Source organism: Croceicoccus sp. Ery5, from assembly GCF_020985325.1.
Taxonomy (GTDB): domain Bacteria; phylum Pseudomonadota; class Alphaproteobacteria; order Sphingomonadales; family Sphingomonadaceae; genus Croceicoccus.
On sequence record NZ_CP087587.1, the window covers coordinates 663,642 to 678,213 of the forward strand.

Consider the following 14,572-nt stretch of genomic DNA (forward strand, 5'->3'; position numbering starts at 1 on the left):
TTTTGTTACAACTACATGAATTTTCTATGTTATTTTTAAGACAGGTAGAGGACGAACTCAGCGACGGGAAAGAATGTAGTGATCGCCCTCTTCACGCCATGTCAGCCCGTGGATGGTCGCCAGCGTTTCCAGCATTTCCTCGGGCCGGTTCAAGCGGAAGCGGCCCGTAACCTGCAATTCGCCCAGCTCCGGTTCGGACAGTTGTACGGCATGCGGGGAATTCCGGTTGAGCCGTTCGACCAGCCGTGACAGAGTCGTCTCCTGCGCATCGAACCAGCCGTAAATCCATGCAGGGCGCTGGCCCTCTACATCGTCGAGGCTGCGGACGCGATTGGCGCCAATGGCAAGACCACTGCCCGCCGGAAGCCGCCATTCACCATTGCCCGCCTCAACGCTCACTTCGCCGCGGAACACACGGACTTCGCGCCCGCCGTCTTCGACAAGATCGATATCGAACGCTGTCCCCAGCACGGCGACGCGGGCCGTGCCTGTGTCGACCTCAAAACCGCGCAGATTTTCATGCGCGACATCGAAAAAAGCGCCACCACTCTCCATCGTCACGCGGCGCGACCATGGCGTAATCCGGGCACTCAGCCGCGCGCCGCTTGCCAAAGTAATCGTCGACCCGTCGGGCAGACTGATAGCGCGGTTTTCTCCACGCGGCGCGCTATACGCGATATCGGGAGCCATCACGCCTTGCGCCAGCGGAACGGCGACGATGGCGGCGGCGAAAGCGGCCGCAATGCCTGCCAGCCGATTGCCGCTCCACCTGCGAACCGCGCCAACGATAGACGGTGCTGACATAGCCGCGCCGTTATCTGCGGATTCCGACAGATCATTGTCATTCAGCGGGACGCCGGAATACAGCGCCTGTTCCAACGCGTCCGCATGCCACAGGGCCGAAAGACGCGCATAGCTTTCGGCATGGCGCGGATCCGCGACGATCCAGCAGTCGAATGCAGCGGCAATTTCGCTATCCTGTACCGCACGGCTCATCCGCTCGATCCAGACCGCAGCCTCGCTGTCGATATCGTGGGCTTTTTCCGGCTTCATTCAGACCATCCTGTCGGATCGATACCCGCCTTGTCCATAGCCCGGCGCAGATCGATCAATCCGCGCGTGATATGTTTCTCGACCGCCTTCGCGCTCATGGAAAGATCGTCAGCGATAGTGCGGCAGGTTTCCTGCCGAACGCGCCTGCGCACCAGCACTTCGCGTCGCAGCGGCGGCATATTGTTCAGGCAACGCTGGAACACTTCCATTGCCCGCCGGGAATCCAGTACGCGATCGACCGAGGGCCGGTCGCAATTCCATTCAACATCGGGCTCACCAGCCAGTCTTGCCTCACCGCGGTACTGATCGATCAGCAGATTTTCGGCAATACGAAAGCCTAAGGCGAAAATACTCGCGATCTCCTTCTCGCGGCTGATAGACAGGAGCCGGGCCAGCGTCTCCTGAACTACATCATCGATCAATTCCGGTCGCGCACCGCGGGCCCGTAAAAAAGCGTTCAGCCGAGCTCTTACAACCGCCCAGTCACGGTCGTCCGACCGATCGGCCAACGCATCACTTGAAAGTTCTTGCTGAGGCAATGCCAATATCCGAGGGAATGGATACGCGCGGGTAAACAGGCCTCATGACAAACGTATGAATGTATGATCAGCGAACAAGCTTCAAAGGAACTGTACAACAACTTTCGCTGGAGCCTCGGGTGCGAACTGCCGATCATTTGGCCGCCGGACACATCCGCCGACAAACCGGTCATTCCTGCTCCAAAGTTCATCAGCTTAAAGCTGCCGTTCGCCCATCTTTGCCTTTCTGGGTAAACTGGCCATCCATTGGATCAAGCTCTTCTATTCAGCCAGTTAGATATTCGCTTCCTGGTGTTTCAGAACCAGAAACGTACCCCGATTACATAATTTGTGACGCTGGCATCCTCGCCGCCGGCACGGGCATAGTCGGCGCTATCGCCCAGTTTCCATTCCTGCTCGACACCGACATAGGGCGCGAACTCGCGGGCGATCTCGTAGCGCAGGCGAATGCCCGCCTCCACCGCGTCGAAACCGGCGCCAACGCCCAGTTCGGGAATGCTCTGCGCGGACAAGCCGACCTCCATGCGCGGCTGCAGGATAAGTCGCTGGGTAATGCGCTGGTCGAGCTCTGCCTCGATACGGGCAGTCAGGTCGCCCCTATTCGACAGGAACGCCGCTGCATCCACTTCGAACAGATACGGCGCAAGCCCCTGCACGCCGATGACCGCATGGGTGCGGTTCGGACCGGTCAGGTCCTGACGGATGCCCGTTTGCACATCCCACCACGGGCCGATCGCGTGGCTCCACAGGGCCTGAACCTCAGCCGATTCCGGACTTTCGCCGAAGCTGCCTTCGCCCTCGCTCTTAAACCAGAGCTTGTCGATATCGCCGCCGTAATAGCCCTGAAGGTCCCACAGATAGCCGTCACTTCCCGCACGCGCGCGATATTCGGCCCTGTCGCCCTGCAGCCAGAACACCGGCATTCCGCTAACCGACCGCGTCACCGTCACGCGCGACGCCGCCATCGCTTCTGCCCCGACGAAAGCGTCTGCCGCATGCAGCGGACCCGAAAAGGCTTCGGGCGGCGGCGGAGAATTGGGAAGATCGTTTCCGCCCGCCATTCCAGCGTGACCCATTGCCGAATGATCCATCGCCCCATGATCCATCTGACCGTGATTCATAGAGCCGTGATCCATCTGGTCATGGCCCATGGCGCTGTGATCCACTTCCGGCTGGGGCATGGTATCATGCCCCATCGCCGAATGGTCCATGCCCGAGTGGTCCATGCCCGCGTGGTCCAAGGCTGATTGCCCGGACTGGTCTGAGCAATCCGTCACCGGCATCGCCGTGTCCGCGCCGGACGGACAGCGATCTGTTTCTGCTTGCACTTCCGCATCCGGCATAACGTGCTGATCGCCGTGATCCTGCGCCAGCGCCGCGGAGGGCAGCGCAATCAATGGCAGGGCAAGTATGGCAGCCATGCGCATCAACCTTCCTCTCCCTGCAAGGGGCGGACAGTCACGACCTGAAACATGCCATTATGCATGTGGTAGATAAGGTGGCAGTGAAACGCCCAGTCACCCGGCTCATTCGCGGTCAGGTCGAATTGCGCGCTGCCACCGGGCTGCACGATCAGAGTGTGCTTCAAAGGCTGGTGGCCATGCGGGGCGTCGTTCACCAGTTCGAAGAAATGGCCGTGAAGGTGGATCGGATGCGCCATCATGGTGTCGTTCACCAGCTTCACGCGGACCCGTTCATTGAACGCAAAGCGGATCGGATCATCGGTAACGGCAGAAAACTTCTTGCCGTCGAACGACCACATATAGCGTTCCATATTGCCGGTCAGGTGAATCTCCTTCAGCCGCGTCGGTTGACGCATGTCGCTGTTCATGCGCGCGGCAACAAGTTGCCGGTAGTTCAGCACGCGGTGTCCGACGCCGGCCAAACCGATGCCCGGATCGCCCATGCGGTCCACGGGGTTCATCGAAACCATGTCGAGACCGGGCCCGACCTTCACCTCTGGCGGAAGCAGCGAGGTATCGCGCATGGTCATGCCGCCCATGTCCATGTCCTGCATTTCCATGCCGTTCATGGCGCCGCTACCGGATTGATCCATACCACCGTGGCCCATGGCGCTATGATCCATCGCGCCATCCGCAGAGCCATGGTTCATCCCCATGTCGGCCATGGTCAGCAGCGGCGGATCGCGCAGCGGCGGGACTGCGGCGCTGGTGCCTTGCCGCGCGGTCAGCATCGCGACCCCCATGCCAGAGCGGTCCATCGCCTCTGCGACGATGGCAAAGGCGTCCGCACCGCGAGGCTCGACGATCACGTCATACGTCTCGGCATTGCCGATCTGGAATTCATCCACTTCGACCGGACGCACATCCTGACCGTCGGCGGCGACCACCTGCATCGCCACGCCCGGAATCCGCACATTGAAGAAGGTCATCGCCGAACCATTGATGAAGCGCAGCCGCACGCGTTCACCGGGGTTGAAGGCAAATTCCAGCCCGTCATCGGGGCCATGACCATTGACCAGATAGCTGTAGAGCGGCGCCGACACGTCGGAGATGTCGGTCGGCATCATGCGCATCCGCGCCCACATCCGGCGGTCTGCCCCGGACAGCTTGTAGTCGTCGCTGGCGGTGGTCTTCTGGAAATTGAACGGTGCCTCGCCCACCTTCAGCTTCTTCATCAGCGTATGCGGATGCATCGGCGACCAGTCGGACAGCATCACCACATAGTCACGGTCCACCTTATGCGCATCGCCATCGGCCGGATCGATAATAATGGGCCCGTAATGGCCCATCGGCTCCTGCATGGTGTGCGCATGCCACCAATAGGTCCCCGCCTGACGGATCGGGAATTCGTACCGGAAGCTCTCTCCCGGCCGAACTGCGGTCATCGATACACCCGGAACGCCATCCATCAGAAAGGGCACCAGCAGCCCGTGCCAATGGATCGACGTCTCACCCGAGCTTTCGTTCAGCAGATCGACGACAAGGTTCTGCCCTTCTGTCAGTCGCAGCAGTGGACCGGGCAGCGTTCCATTCACCGTTACCGCCGGACCATGGCGTTTGCCGGTGGCGAAGGCCGCATCCCTGACCGTCATGGTGAGATGGTCACCCGACAGAACATCGCTGCCCTTGCGCGCCATCGTGCCGCCATGGTTTGCGCGGGCCCATGCAGGCACGGCCTGCCCAAGGCCGATCAGGCCGGCAGCACCAGCGCTACTGGCGAGGAACCGGCGACGTTGCAGTGAGAGTGGTTTGCGATCGGTCGTGAATGTCATAACCCGTGCTTACGCGTAGGCGGCAAAGACCCCTCAGGAAAAATCGACTTTCTCGCGCAATTTTTGCCGGGCGCGATAGATACGCGTTTCGATCGTTTTCCCGGTCACGCCCAAAAGCCGGGCCGCCTCTGCCTGACTGCGTCCGTCCAAAGCGACCAGCACCAGCGCCTCGCGCAGCTTCAGTGGCAGCCCCTCGATCGCTTGCGCAGTTCGCGTCAGTAATTCACGGCCTGCCGCAGTTCGCAACTGGTCCGGGTCGTCAGAGGAAACGATATAAATCGCATCGGACAAGCCAACCAGCCGTGCCACCTTGCGCCGCCTGATCCTGTCGCGACATTTGTTCAGCGTGACCGTCGTCAAGAATGGTGCGATCGGTTGTTCGGGATCGAGCCTCGCCCGTGCCATCCACGTTGACGCCAGCGCCGTCTGGACGGTGTCCTCGGCATCTTCCGCGGATCCCAGCATGCGGCGGGCGAGCACTATCAGTCGCGGCAGATGCGGCCGTACAAGCCGGCTGAAAGCGGACCTATTGCCCTCTTTCGCCTTGCCGATCAGATCACGCTCATCCTTGTCAGGCCCGACCTGCACCGCGGGTCATTCACCGGGTTCGCTGGTCAGCGAATTGGCTACCTGCCGATCGAAGCGCAACTGCTGCTGCGGATCGAGCAAGGCTCTCATATCAAAGACATGGCGAACCGTTGCCTTTTGCAGATCACCCATGCGGTCATGAACCTCGTCAATCGCACTGACGACCTTGGGGCCATATTCATGCTCGTCTTCCATCGCCGCCGCGAGCTGTGAATTGGCTGCGCGCAATGAAATCTCCATATCCTTGCGCTCGACCGCGAAATTATCCTCGAGCTGATCTAATTGCGCCTTCTGCCGGTCGGTCAGGTCCAGCTCTTCATGCACAAAGTGGTGGAGCGTCTGGCTTTGTCCTGTGTCGCGCAGTTCACTGGCGGCGATTGCACCCAGAACGCCGGCTGCCAGCGCCAGGGCGATGGCGAGCAAGAGCTGAAGACCGCCGAACTTCACGGTGCGACGTGCAATAGAGCAGCGGGGGACAGATCGGTCCCATCGATCAGGCGATTTCCGGCGGTTTCCGCGCGGGCAGGCGTATGCGTGGTCGAAAAGCCGGCGCCGAGCCCGACGAACATCATAACCCCCATCAACGCAAGGCGGCGGCGGCGAGCCGACATCTCTTCCAACCGGCCCGCCTGCATCCAGACTCCATCCATGAAATCATCGGCTATCGCGGCTTCGTCAGAGCCACTTACTCCCTTCAGGGCCATGTCCAGTCGGCTGTCTTGCATTTTGCCTCGATCCTGCTTGCTGCCCTTCCTTACGCCGACACTGCGACGAACCCTCAAAAATAATTGAGGGGTGCACGGGGCCAAAGCGTAATGGCCGATATGAACATGTCAAAACAACATCGCGTTCCGCAGCTTTCCTACGTCGGCGCAGCATTGCTGATGGCATTGGCGGCCTGTTCGGGCGCTGCACAGGCTGCTGGCAGCACGATGTTTCGCGATCCCAACTGTGGATGCTGCAAGGATTGGGCAGAGCACTTTGCCGAAAACATGCAGTCCGAAGTGTCGGTGCAGGACAGTACCGATATGACCGCGATCAAGGATCGGCACGGAGTGCCGCGCGATCTTCGTTCATGCCACACCATGATCGTCGAGGGTTATGTAATCGAAGGGCACGTCCCTGCAACCGACATCGCGCGGTTATTGCGCGAAAAGCCCGAAGGCGTGGCCGGGCTGGCTGTAGCCGGGATGCCCGTCGGTTCGCCCGGAATGGAAATGGGCGATCACAAGCAACCTTATCAGGTCATCGCCTTTGGAGCGAACGGGCTGTCCGTATTCAGCAATTACAACTGATCAAAACCTGGAGAACAACAATGTATCGTAGTTTCATGGCAGTCACCGCCGCCGCAATACTTGCGACATCGGCCTATGCCCAACCGGCCGCTACTGCACAGCCCAGCCAAACCGCAAAACCCGCTCCCAAACCCCAGACGTGTGAAATGATGCACGGAACGACCAAGATGCAAGGCGTGATGGTCAAGGGTAAGGACGGCAAGTTGGTCTGCCAGATGATGGACCATTCGACGATGGATCATGGTGCGATGGGGCATGATCAGGGCGCGCATGATCCGCACGCAGGCCACGGCCCCCATTAAGGTCTTCCGTCCGAGTATTGAGCATTCCCCGGCATCGAATCTTGTGTCGCGATGCCGGGTAGTGGTCAGGTCTTTTTAAGCTGCGCTGGCTTTGCAAGAAGCAGGCTCTCGCCAAACCCCTTAGAGAATGCCGGGAAGATCAAGCCCCTTCTCGCGCGCGCAATCGATCGCGATATCATAGCCCGCATCTGCATGGCGCATCACGCCGGTCGCCGGATCGTTCCAGAGCACGCGTTCAAGTCGCTTGGCCGCTGCCTCGGTCCCGTCGGCAACGATGACCATGCCGGAATGCTGCGAATAGCCCATGCCGACGCCGCCACCGTGGTGCAGCGACACCCATGTCGCGCCGCTCGCGGTGTTGAGCAAGGCGTTCAGTAGCGGCCAGTCGCTGACCGCGTCGCTGCCATCCTTCATCGCCTCGGTTTCCCGATTGGGGCTGGCAACCGATCCGCTATCGAGGTGATCGCGTCCGATTACGACGGGGGCCTTCAGTTCGCCCTTAGCCACCATCTCGTTGAATGCCATGCCAAGCCGGTGCCGGTCGCCCAGCCCCACCCAGCAAATGCGCGCGGGCAGCCCCTGGAAATGGATCTTCTCCCGCGCCATGTCGAGCCAGCGGTGAAGATGCGCATCGTCAGGCATCAGTTCCTTCACCTTCTGATCGGTGCGATAGATGTCCTCGGGATCGCCAGACAGGGCGGCCCAGCGGAAGGGGCCGACGCCGCGGCAGAACAGCGGGCGGATATAGGCGGGGACGAAGCCGGGAAAGTCGAAGGCGTTTTCCACGCCCTCGTCCTTGGCGACCTGCCGGATATTATTGCCATAATCGACCGTGGGCACGCCTGCGGACTGGAAATCGAGCATCGCTTGCACATGCACCGCCATCGATGCCTTGGCGGCCTTGGCGACGGCTTCGGGCTCGCGCTCGCGGCGTTCGATCCATTCGGCCACAGTCCAGCCATCAGGCAGATAGCCGTTCACCGGATCATGCGCGCTGGTCTGGTCGGTCAGGAGATCGGGCCGGATGCCGCGCCTGAACATCTCCGGCAGGATTTCTGCCGCATTGCCCAGCAGGCCGACCGACACGGGCTTCTTGGCCGCCTTGGCCTCCCCGATGATCGTCATGGCCTCATCGATGGTTTCCGCGCTGCGGTCGAGATAGCCGGTGCGCAGTCGCATCTCGATCCGGCTGGGCTGGCATTCGATGGCAAGGCACGACGCGCCCGCCATCACCGCGGCCAGCGGCTGCGCGCCGCCCATGCCGCCAAGCCCCGCCGTCAGCAGCCAGCGCCCCGCAAGATCGCCATCGTAATGCTGGCGGCCCATTTCGGCGAAGGTCTCATAGGTGCCCTGAACGATGCCCTGCGTGCCGATGTAGATCCACGATCCGGCCGTCATCTGGCCGTACATGGCGAGGCCCTTCTTATCGAGCTCGCCGAAATGCTCCCAATCCGCCCATTTGGGCACGAGATTGGAATTGGCGATTAGCACGCGCGGCGCATCGGCATGGGTGCGGAACACGCCGACAGGCTTGCCCGACTGGACCAGCAGCGTCTCGTCGTCCTTAAGCCGCCTCAGCGTTTCGACGATCTTGTCATAACTTTCCCAGTCGCGTGCCGCGCGGCCGATGCCGCCATAGACGACCAATTCCTCGGGCCGCTCGGCAACGTCGGGGTGCAGATTATTCATCAGCATGCGCATCGGCGCTTCGGTCAGCCAGCTTTTCGCCGATAGCTGGGTGCCGGTCGCGGGACGGATCACGCGCGAATTGTCGATACGGGTCATTAATCAGTCTTCCTGCGTCTTATCGTTTTGGGCAAAGGCAATGCATGTCTTCAGAATTTCGGTGAGGATTGCGGCGAGCGGAGCGGCACGGTCTGCATCGTATGGAGTCGGCCAATTCGCTGGCGTCGGTTCTACCGGCTCGTCGGCATAGCCGCGAATGGCGAGTTCCATCTGGATCGCGTGGATACCCTTGGTAGGCTGCCCATAATGGCGCGTCGTCCAGCCGCCGCGAAAGCGACCGTTCAGCACATGGCTGCAGCCGCTATCCGCGCAGATCGCAGCGACCGCTTCGGCAAGAGCCTGATCGCAGGTTGGTCCGCCATTCGTCCCGATGTTGAACTGCGGGAGCTCTCCATCGAACAGGCGGGGAATACGGCTGCGGATTGAATGGGCGTCGAACAGGACGACATTGACATGCGTACCCCGCAGTCGCGCCAACTCTTCCGCAATCGCCGCATGATAAGGCGCGAACCACCGTTCCCTGCGGCGCATCACCTCGGCTTCGTTCGGACCCTCGCCAACGTAAAGGGCCTCGCCATCAAAAGTCGTCGTCGGGCAGAGTTCTGTGGTCGCCTGTCCTGGATAGAGCGACGCGCCTGAAGGATCACGGTTCACGTCGATGACGCTGCGGGTGATCGAGGTACGGACCGTTGTCGCGCCCAGATCGCGGGCAAACCCATAGAGCCGGTCCACCCACCAGTCCGCATCCCGCCGGGCCAGCCAAGGGGAACGAAACTCGCCCTCCACATCAGCCAGATCCATGCCGGTGTGGGGAAACGCCACCAACAGCGGCGCATGGCCGCGATGAATCTCCAGCCAGTCGGTCATGCTACCCCCGGCAGTTCCATTCCGGTCGCGGCAGCGAGCCCGCCGGAAAGCACCAGTGTTGCGGCTCTTTCCATATCGGGATGGAAATATCGGTCATCCGATAGTGTGGGCACTTCACTTCGTACCAGCCCACGGGCAGCCTCCAGCGCGGTGCTGGATTTAAGCGATGCGTGGAAATCCATCCCTTGCGCCGCGGCCAGCGCTTCGATCGCGATGACATTGGCGGCATTGACCGCCATCTCGGCCAGGCGCCGCGCCCCGTGCGCCGCCATCGAGACATGGTCTTCCTGATTGGCCGAAGTCGGAATGGAATCGACGCTCGCCGGATAGGCGCGCTGCTTGTTTTCCGAGACCAGTGCCGCTGCGGTCACCTGCGGGATCATGAAGCCCGAATTGAGGCCGGGCTTGGGCGTCAGGAACGCCGGCAGTCCCGACAGCGCCGGATCAACCAGCATGGCGACACGTCGTTCGGACAGAGAGCCGATCTCGCAGATTGCCATCGCCAGCATGTCGGCGGCGAAGGCTACGGGTTCAGCGTGGAAATTACCGCCCGACAAGGCCTCGTCCGTATCGGCGAAGATCAGGGGATTGTCCGAAACGCCATTCGCTTCGACAGCCAGAGTATTCGCCGCCTGCCGCATAAGATCGAGCGCAGCGCCCATGACTTGCGGTTGGCATCGCAGGCAATAGGGGTCCTGCACCCGCTCATCATCTTGCAGATGGCTGGCGCGAATTGCGGAACCGGCCATCAATTGGCGCAAGGCAGTGGCGGTTTCGATTTGTCCCGCATGACCGCGCAATTCATGGATGCGTGCGTCGAATGGCGTGTCCGAACCCTTGGCTGCCTCGGTCGAGAGCGCACCGGTCACAAGCGCGCTGCGCAACAGATTTTCAGCCTCGAACAGGCCCGCCAGCGCATTTGCGCAGGAGAACTGCGTACCATTGAGGAGCGCCAGCCCTTCTTTTGGGCCAAGGGTCAAAGGGGCAAGTCCGCCACGCGACAGGGTCTCCGCCGCAGGCATGCGCTCGCCGCCCAGAATAATCTCGCCTTCGCCGATCATCGTTGCCGCCATATGCGATAGCGGAGCGAGATCGCCGCTGGCACCGACCGATCCCTGACAGGGCACGATCGGGGTGAGCCCTTGGACAAGCATCGCCTCCAGCAATGTCAGCGTTTCAGGCCTTATGCCGGACGCTCCCCTCGCAAGGCTGACCAGCTTCAAGGCCATCATCAGTCGCACCACGGGTTCCGGAGAAGGCTCACCCACGCCCGCCGCATGGCTCAAGACGATATTGCGCTGGAGCGTGGCAAGATCGTCATTTTCGATCCGCACGCTGGCCAGCTTACCAAAGCCGGTGTTGATGCCATAGACCGGCTCACCGCGCGCAAGAATGCGCTCGATCGCTGCGGCGCTTTCGTCCACCGCCGTCATGCACTCTGGGTCGAGCACAGGACGCGCACCACGATAGATTGCGCGCCAATCAGCCAGGGTGACGGCACCGGGGATGAGTTTAATTTCTTTCATCGTCCCTTCCACACGCGAGCATGCAGCGGGTTGAAACCCATCCGATGCACGAGTTCTGCCGGATCACCGACATTCCAGATTGCAAGATCACATTGCTGCCCTGCCGCCAGCGAACCGACAGTGCCCGCCAGCCCCAATGCGCGGGCGGCATTGATAGTCGTTCCGGCGAGGCATTCCTCGACCGTCAGGCCGAACAGGACCGACCCCATGTTCATCGCCAGCAGCAAGGAGGTGAGGGGCGAAGTGCCCGGATTGCAGTCGGTCGCCAGAGCAATCGGTACCGATGCGTTTCGCAGCAACTCGACGGGCGGCTTTTGGCTTTCCCGCATGAAATAGAATGCGCCGGGCAGCAGGGTCGCGACGGTGCCCGCTTCGGCCATCGCCTTTACACCTGCCTCGTCCAGATGTTCGAGATGGTCGGCCGAAAGCGCATGATAGCGTGCACCCAAGGCGCTTCCATTCTGGTTCGAAAGCTGCTCGGCATGGAGCTTCACCGGCAGGCCGTTTGACTTGGCAGCCTCGAACACCCGCTCGATCTGATCCGGCGTAAAACCGACATTTTCGCAAAAGCCATCGACCGCATCGGCAAGACCAGCCTCGGCAACAGCGGGAATCATCTCTTCGACGATGAGACTGATGTAATCGTCAGCCCGTCCCGCAAATTCCGGCGGAAGCGCGTGGGCACCAAGGAATGTCGTCCTGATCGTTACGGGGCGCTCCTTGGCCAATCGTCGTGCGATCCACAGAATGCGCATCTCGCTATCGAGATCGAGACCATAACCAGACTTCACCTCAACCGTCGTCGCGCCTTCTGCGATCAGGGCATCCAGTCGAGGCAAGGCTTCTGCCAGCAGCTCGTCCTCGCTAGCCATGCGAGTTGCGCGCATGGTCGATTGGATGCCGCCCCCGGCCTTGGAAATTTCCTCATATGAAGCGCCGGTCCGGCGCATTTCATGTTCGGCGGAGCGATCGCCGGCATAGACGAGATGGGTATGGCAATCGATCAGCCCTGGCGTAATCAGCCGACCTTCGCATGCCACGACCTTCGTGGCCGAGAGGTCAGGCGCCTCCGCCACCGACCCGGCATAGACGATCAGGCCGTTATTGGCGGCCACAAGCCCTTGCTCGATTACCGTCGGGCTATTTTCCGCCATCGAGACCAGCCTGGCTCCGGTCCAGATCGTTTCGCATTGCAGCATGAGCAGCATCTCCTCGCCGACCATTCTGTTGCATAGGGTCGCATTAATGTATAGACAAAAAATAACTCCTAATGATGGCGGTGATAGAATGAGCCAACACTCGACGCTCCATTTCGAAAGCGCGCTGCTTCATGACGGCTGGCATTCACACGTCGCCATTTCGATCACGGATGGTGTGATTTCAGCAATCGAGAGCGGCTGTCCGCCGCCCGACGAAGCGGAGCGCCATGCGATTGCCCTTCCCGGCATGCCCAATCTCCACAGCCACGCTTTCCAGAGGGCCATTGCGGGGATGGCGGAAACGCGTGGTCCCGGCGGCGATAATTTCTGGAGCTGGCGAGAGGGGATGTACCGGCTTGCGGGTTCAATCGGTCCAGACCAGTTGCATGCGATTGCCGCTATGGCGCAAATGGAAATGCTGGAAAGCGGATTCACGCGCGTTGGCGAGTTTCACTATGTTCATCACACTGCCGCCGGCGATGAGTATTCCGATATCGCCGAAATGTCGAACGCGATCCTCTCGGCTGCCGAGCAGACCGGCATCGGTGTAACGCATTTGCCCGTATTTTACGCTCATTCCGGATTTGGCGGTCAGCCCGCCACGGAAGGGCAGCGCCGTTTCATTTGCGATCTGGACCGGTTTGACCGGTTGCTGGATGCATGCAAGGCGGCCGCACAGAGGTTGCCGGATGCAATAGTAGGCATCGCCCCCCACTCATTGCGCGCAGTGAGCCGCGACGAACTTGCTTGTCTGCAGGAACTCGTCCCTGACGCCCCGGTCCATATTCATATCGCCGAGCAACTGCGCGAGGTTGAAGATTGCCGCTCTGCTCTCGGCACCACGCCTGTCCGGTGGCTGCTTGATAACGCCGAAGTTTCAGCAAGGTGGTGCCTGATCCATTCGACCCATGTGACCGATGACGAAGTGATAGGGATTGCCCGATCAGGCGCGAGCGTTGGCCTCTGTCCCATTACAGAAGCCAATTTGGGTGACGGTATCTTTCCTGCCAGGGAGTTTGTCGAGGCAGGAGGGGAATTCGGAATCGGATCCGATTCCAACGTCCGCATCGACATGAGCGAGGAACTGCGACTGTTGGAATATGGGCAACGTTTAAGCAGGCAAAGCCGTAATATTATGACGTCGGACGATTTCCGGTCGACCGGTCGCTTCCTCTATCAATCTGCGATCGAGGGCGGTTCATCGGCATTGGGGATAGTGGCCGGTATACGCGTTGGCGCATCTGCAGACATTGTCTCAGTGGACATGAACGCTGTGTACAGGTCCGCTGTCAATGAAGACGCGGTACTCGATCAGCTTATCTTTGCCGCTGTATCAGGGGCGATAGACCGGGTGTGGCGCCGTGGTCGCTGCGTCGTCCACGGGGGCAGTCATGTCGCGCGCGACAGGATCGAGAGGGAATATCGAAAAGTGCTGACGGAACTACTGGCATGACGTCACTCCACGAACGTATCCGAAGCGATATCGAAAGCCGTATCCTCGAAGGAGAATTACAGCCGGGCGACAGGCTGCCCATCGAGCATGATCTCATGGAGCAATACGAATGTTCGCGGATGACCGTGAACAAGGCGATTTCCGCACTCGCGGCTGCCGGACTAGTACAGCGGCGCCGCAAGGCTGGCACTTTTGTGGCTGTCCCCAGCGCCCATGCCATGGTCCTGGACATTCCCGATCTCGCCAATGAGGTGCGGGGGCGTGGCCAGACGTATCGCTATCGCCTGCTCCATCGGGAAATTTGTGATGCTGGCAAAGTCGACGATTCTTTGGAAATCGAAGGCGATGTACTCTGGACTGTTGGCGTGCATCTGGCCGACGGCGAGCCGTTTGCTCATGAAAGTCGTGCGGTCAGCCTAACCGCCGTGCCTGAAATCGACGATACGGTATTTGATCCCGAAGGGCCCGGCACGTGGCTACTGCGGCACGTGCCATGGACCGAAGCGGAAACGCACATAACAGCGACCGGTGCTGTCGATAGCGCAGCGCAATATCTGAAAGTGCCGGAAAACACGCCATGCCTATGCGTCATTCGGCGCACATGGCGAGCGGGTGAGCACATTACCGCAGTGCGGCAATTGTTCCTTGGCGATTCGTATAGCCTGGTTGCTCGCTTTGGTGCGAGTCAGCAATAATATTACACATTTATAATTTTTTTCCGGTCTGACGTCACCAGAAATGCTGGAATGTGTCCGTCGCCCCCTTTTAA

15 protein-coding genes are annotated in these 14,572 nt (G+C 60.5%); 4 read left to right on the forward strand and 11 right to left on the reverse strand.

All coding sequences use genetic code 11. The features are described from left to right. Window positions 1-57: 57 nt before the first annotated feature. The 7 genes from LOZ74_RS03170 to LOZ74_RS03200 all read right to left on the reverse strand — a co-directional run bounded on the left by LOZ74_RS03170 (window position 58) and on the right by LOZ74_RS03200 (window position 6,140). Entirely contained in the window at window positions 58-1,053 is a 996-nt protein-coding gene (locus LOZ74_RS03170; protein WP_230292862.1) for a FecR domain-containing protein, read from the reverse strand. Continuing rightward, window positions 1,050-1,598 (reverse strand): RNA polymerase sigma factor, encoded by a 549-nt coding sequence (locus tag LOZ74_RS03175; protein WP_230292863.1) that lies wholly within the window; start codon window positions 1,596-1,598, stop codon window positions 1,050-1,052. The genes LOZ74_RS03170 and LOZ74_RS03175 overlap by 4 nt, the downstream gene beginning before the upstream one ends. A gap of 290 nt (window positions 1,599-1,888) precedes the next feature. Beyond that, window positions 1,889-3,013 carry a copper resistance protein B gene (locus LOZ74_RS03180; RefSeq protein WP_230292864.1) on the reverse strand — a complete coding sequence of 375 codons (1,125 nt, stop codon included), beginning with the start codon at window positions 3,011-3,013 and terminating at the stop codon, window positions 1,889-1,891. 5 nt (window positions 3,014-3,018) lie between these two features. Beyond that, window positions 3,019-4,827, reverse strand: a complete 1,809-nt coding sequence (locus LOZ74_RS03185) for a copper resistance system multicopper oxidase (RefSeq protein ID WP_230292865.1) — start codon at window positions 4,825-4,827, stop codon at window positions 3,019-3,021. 33 nt (window positions 4,828-4,860) lie between these two features. Next, window positions 4,861-5,415 carry an RNA polymerase sigma factor gene (locus LOZ74_RS03190; protein ID WP_230292866.1) on the reverse strand — a complete coding sequence of 185 codons (555 nt, stop codon included), beginning with the start codon at window positions 5,413-5,415 and terminating at the stop codon, window positions 4,861-4,863. A 6-nt stretch (window positions 5,416-5,421) separates the two neighbouring features. Then, window positions 5,422-5,862 carry a periplasmic heavy metal sensor gene (locus LOZ74_RS03195; RefSeq protein WP_230292867.1) on the reverse strand — a complete coding sequence of 147 codons (441 nt, stop codon included), beginning with the start codon at window positions 5,860-5,862 and terminating at the stop codon, window positions 5,422-5,424. Next, window positions 5,859-6,140, reverse strand: a complete 282-nt coding sequence (locus LOZ74_RS03200; RefSeq protein ID WP_230292868.1) for a hypothetical protein — start codon at window positions 6,138-6,140, stop codon at window positions 5,859-5,861. The genes LOZ74_RS03195 and LOZ74_RS03200 overlap by 4 nt, the downstream gene beginning before the upstream one ends. A 99-nt stretch (window positions 6,141-6,239) precedes the next feature. Between LOZ74_RS03200 and LOZ74_RS03205 the strand changes: the two genes are divergently transcribed. Both LOZ74_RS03205 and LOZ74_RS03210 read left to right on the forward strand, forming a co-directional pair. Continuing rightward, entirely contained in the window at window positions 6,240-6,710 is a 471-nt protein-coding gene (locus tag LOZ74_RS03205; RefSeq protein WP_230292869.1) for a DUF411 domain-containing protein, read from the forward strand. A 146-nt stretch (window positions 6,711-6,856) separates the two neighbouring features. After that, the gene (locus LOZ74_RS03210; RefSeq protein WP_230292870.1) at window positions 6,857-7,012 is read left to right on the forward strand and encodes a hypothetical protein; all 156 of its coding nucleotides are present in this window, start codon (window positions 6,857-6,859) and stop codon (window positions 7,010-7,012) included. A 120-nt stretch (window positions 7,013-7,132) separates the two neighbouring features. Here LOZ74_RS03210 and hutU read toward each other — a convergent pair whose 3' ends face one another. The 4 genes from hutU to hutI are packed head-to-tail and all read right to left on the reverse strand — an operon-like array spanning window position 7,133 to window position 12,347. After that, window positions 7,133-8,797, reverse strand: coding sequence for a urocanate hydratase (gene hutU, locus LOZ74_RS03215; RefSeq protein WP_230292871.1), 1,665 nt, complete (start codon window positions 8,795-8,797; stop codon window positions 7,133-7,135). 3 nt (window positions 8,798-8,800) lie between these two features. Next, window positions 8,801-9,625 (reverse strand): N-formylglutamate deformylase, encoded by an 825-nt coding sequence (gene hutG, locus LOZ74_RS03220; RefSeq protein WP_230292872.1) that lies wholly within the window; start codon window positions 9,623-9,625, stop codon window positions 8,801-8,803. Continuing rightward, entirely contained in the window at window positions 9,622-11,151 is a 1,530-nt protein-coding gene (gene hutH, locus LOZ74_RS03225) for a histidine ammonia-lyase (RefSeq protein ID WP_230292873.1), read from the reverse strand. Before hutH ends, hutG begins: the two co-directional genes overlap by 4 nt. Continuing rightward, the gene (hutI, locus tag LOZ74_RS03230; RefSeq protein ID WP_230293797.1) at window positions 11,148-12,347 is read right to left on the reverse strand and encodes an imidazolonepropionase; all 1,200 of its coding nucleotides are present in this window, start codon (window positions 12,345-12,347) and stop codon (window positions 11,148-11,150) included. Before hutI ends, hutH begins: the two co-directional genes overlap by 4 nt. 91 nt (window positions 12,348-12,438) lie before the next feature. Between hutI and LOZ74_RS03235 the strand changes: the two genes are divergently transcribed. Together LOZ74_RS03235 and LOZ74_RS03240 are read left to right on the forward strand one after the other, a co-directional pair. Next, entirely contained in the window at window positions 12,439-13,803 is a 1,365-nt protein-coding gene (locus LOZ74_RS03235; RefSeq protein ID WP_230292874.1) for a formimidoylglutamate deiminase, read from the forward strand. After that, window positions 13,800-14,498 (forward strand): UTRA domain-containing protein, encoded by a 699-nt coding sequence (locus tag LOZ74_RS03240; protein WP_230292875.1) that lies wholly within the window; start codon window positions 13,800-13,802, stop codon window positions 14,496-14,498. The genes LOZ74_RS03235 and LOZ74_RS03240 overlap by 4 nt, the downstream gene beginning before the upstream one ends. The last annotated feature ends 74 nt before the right edge of the window (window positions 14,499-14,572 follow it).

Coding starts and splice junctions, on each gene's coding strand:
- LOZ74_RS03170 (WP_230292862.1), bottom strand. CDS start 1,053: ATGAAGCCGGAAAAAGCCCACGATATCGACAGCGAGGCTGCGGTCTGG.
- LOZ74_RS03180 (WP_230292864.1), bottom strand. CDS start 3,013: ATGGCTGCCATACTTGCCCTGCCATTGATTGCGCTGCCCTCCGCGGCG.
- LOZ74_RS03185 (WP_230292865.1), bottom strand. CDS start 4,827: ATGACATTCACGACCGATCGCAAACCACTCTCACTGCAACGTCGCCGG.
- LOZ74_RS03200 (WP_230292868.1), bottom strand. CDS start 6,140: ATGCAAGACAGCCGACTGGACATGGCCCTGAAGGGAGTAAGTGGCTCT.
- LOZ74_RS03205 (WP_230292869.1), top strand. CDS start 6,240: ATGAACATGTCAAAACAACATCGCGTTCCGCAGCTTTCCTACGTCGGC.
- LOZ74_RS03210 (WP_230292870.1), top strand. CDS start 6,857: ATGATGCACGGAACGACCAAGATGCAAGGCGTGATGGTCAAGGGTAAG.
- hutU (WP_230292871.1), bottom strand. CDS start 8,797: ATGACCCGTATCGACAATTCGCGCGTGATCCGTCCCGCGACCGGCACC.
- hutG (WP_230292872.1), bottom strand. CDS start 9,625: ATGACCGACTGGCTGGAGATTCATCGCGGCCATGCGCCGCTGTTGGTG.
- hutH (WP_230292873.1), bottom strand. CDS start 11,151: ATGAAAGAAATTAAACTCATCCCCGGTGCCGTCACCCTGGCTGATTGG.
- LOZ74_RS03235 (WP_230292874.1), top strand. CDS start 12,439: ATGAGCCAACACTCGACGCTCCATTTCGAAAGCGCGCTGCTTCATGAC.
- LOZ74_RS03240 (WP_230292875.1), top strand. CDS start 13,800: ATGACGTCACTCCACGAACGTATCCGAAGCGATATCGAAAGCCGTATC.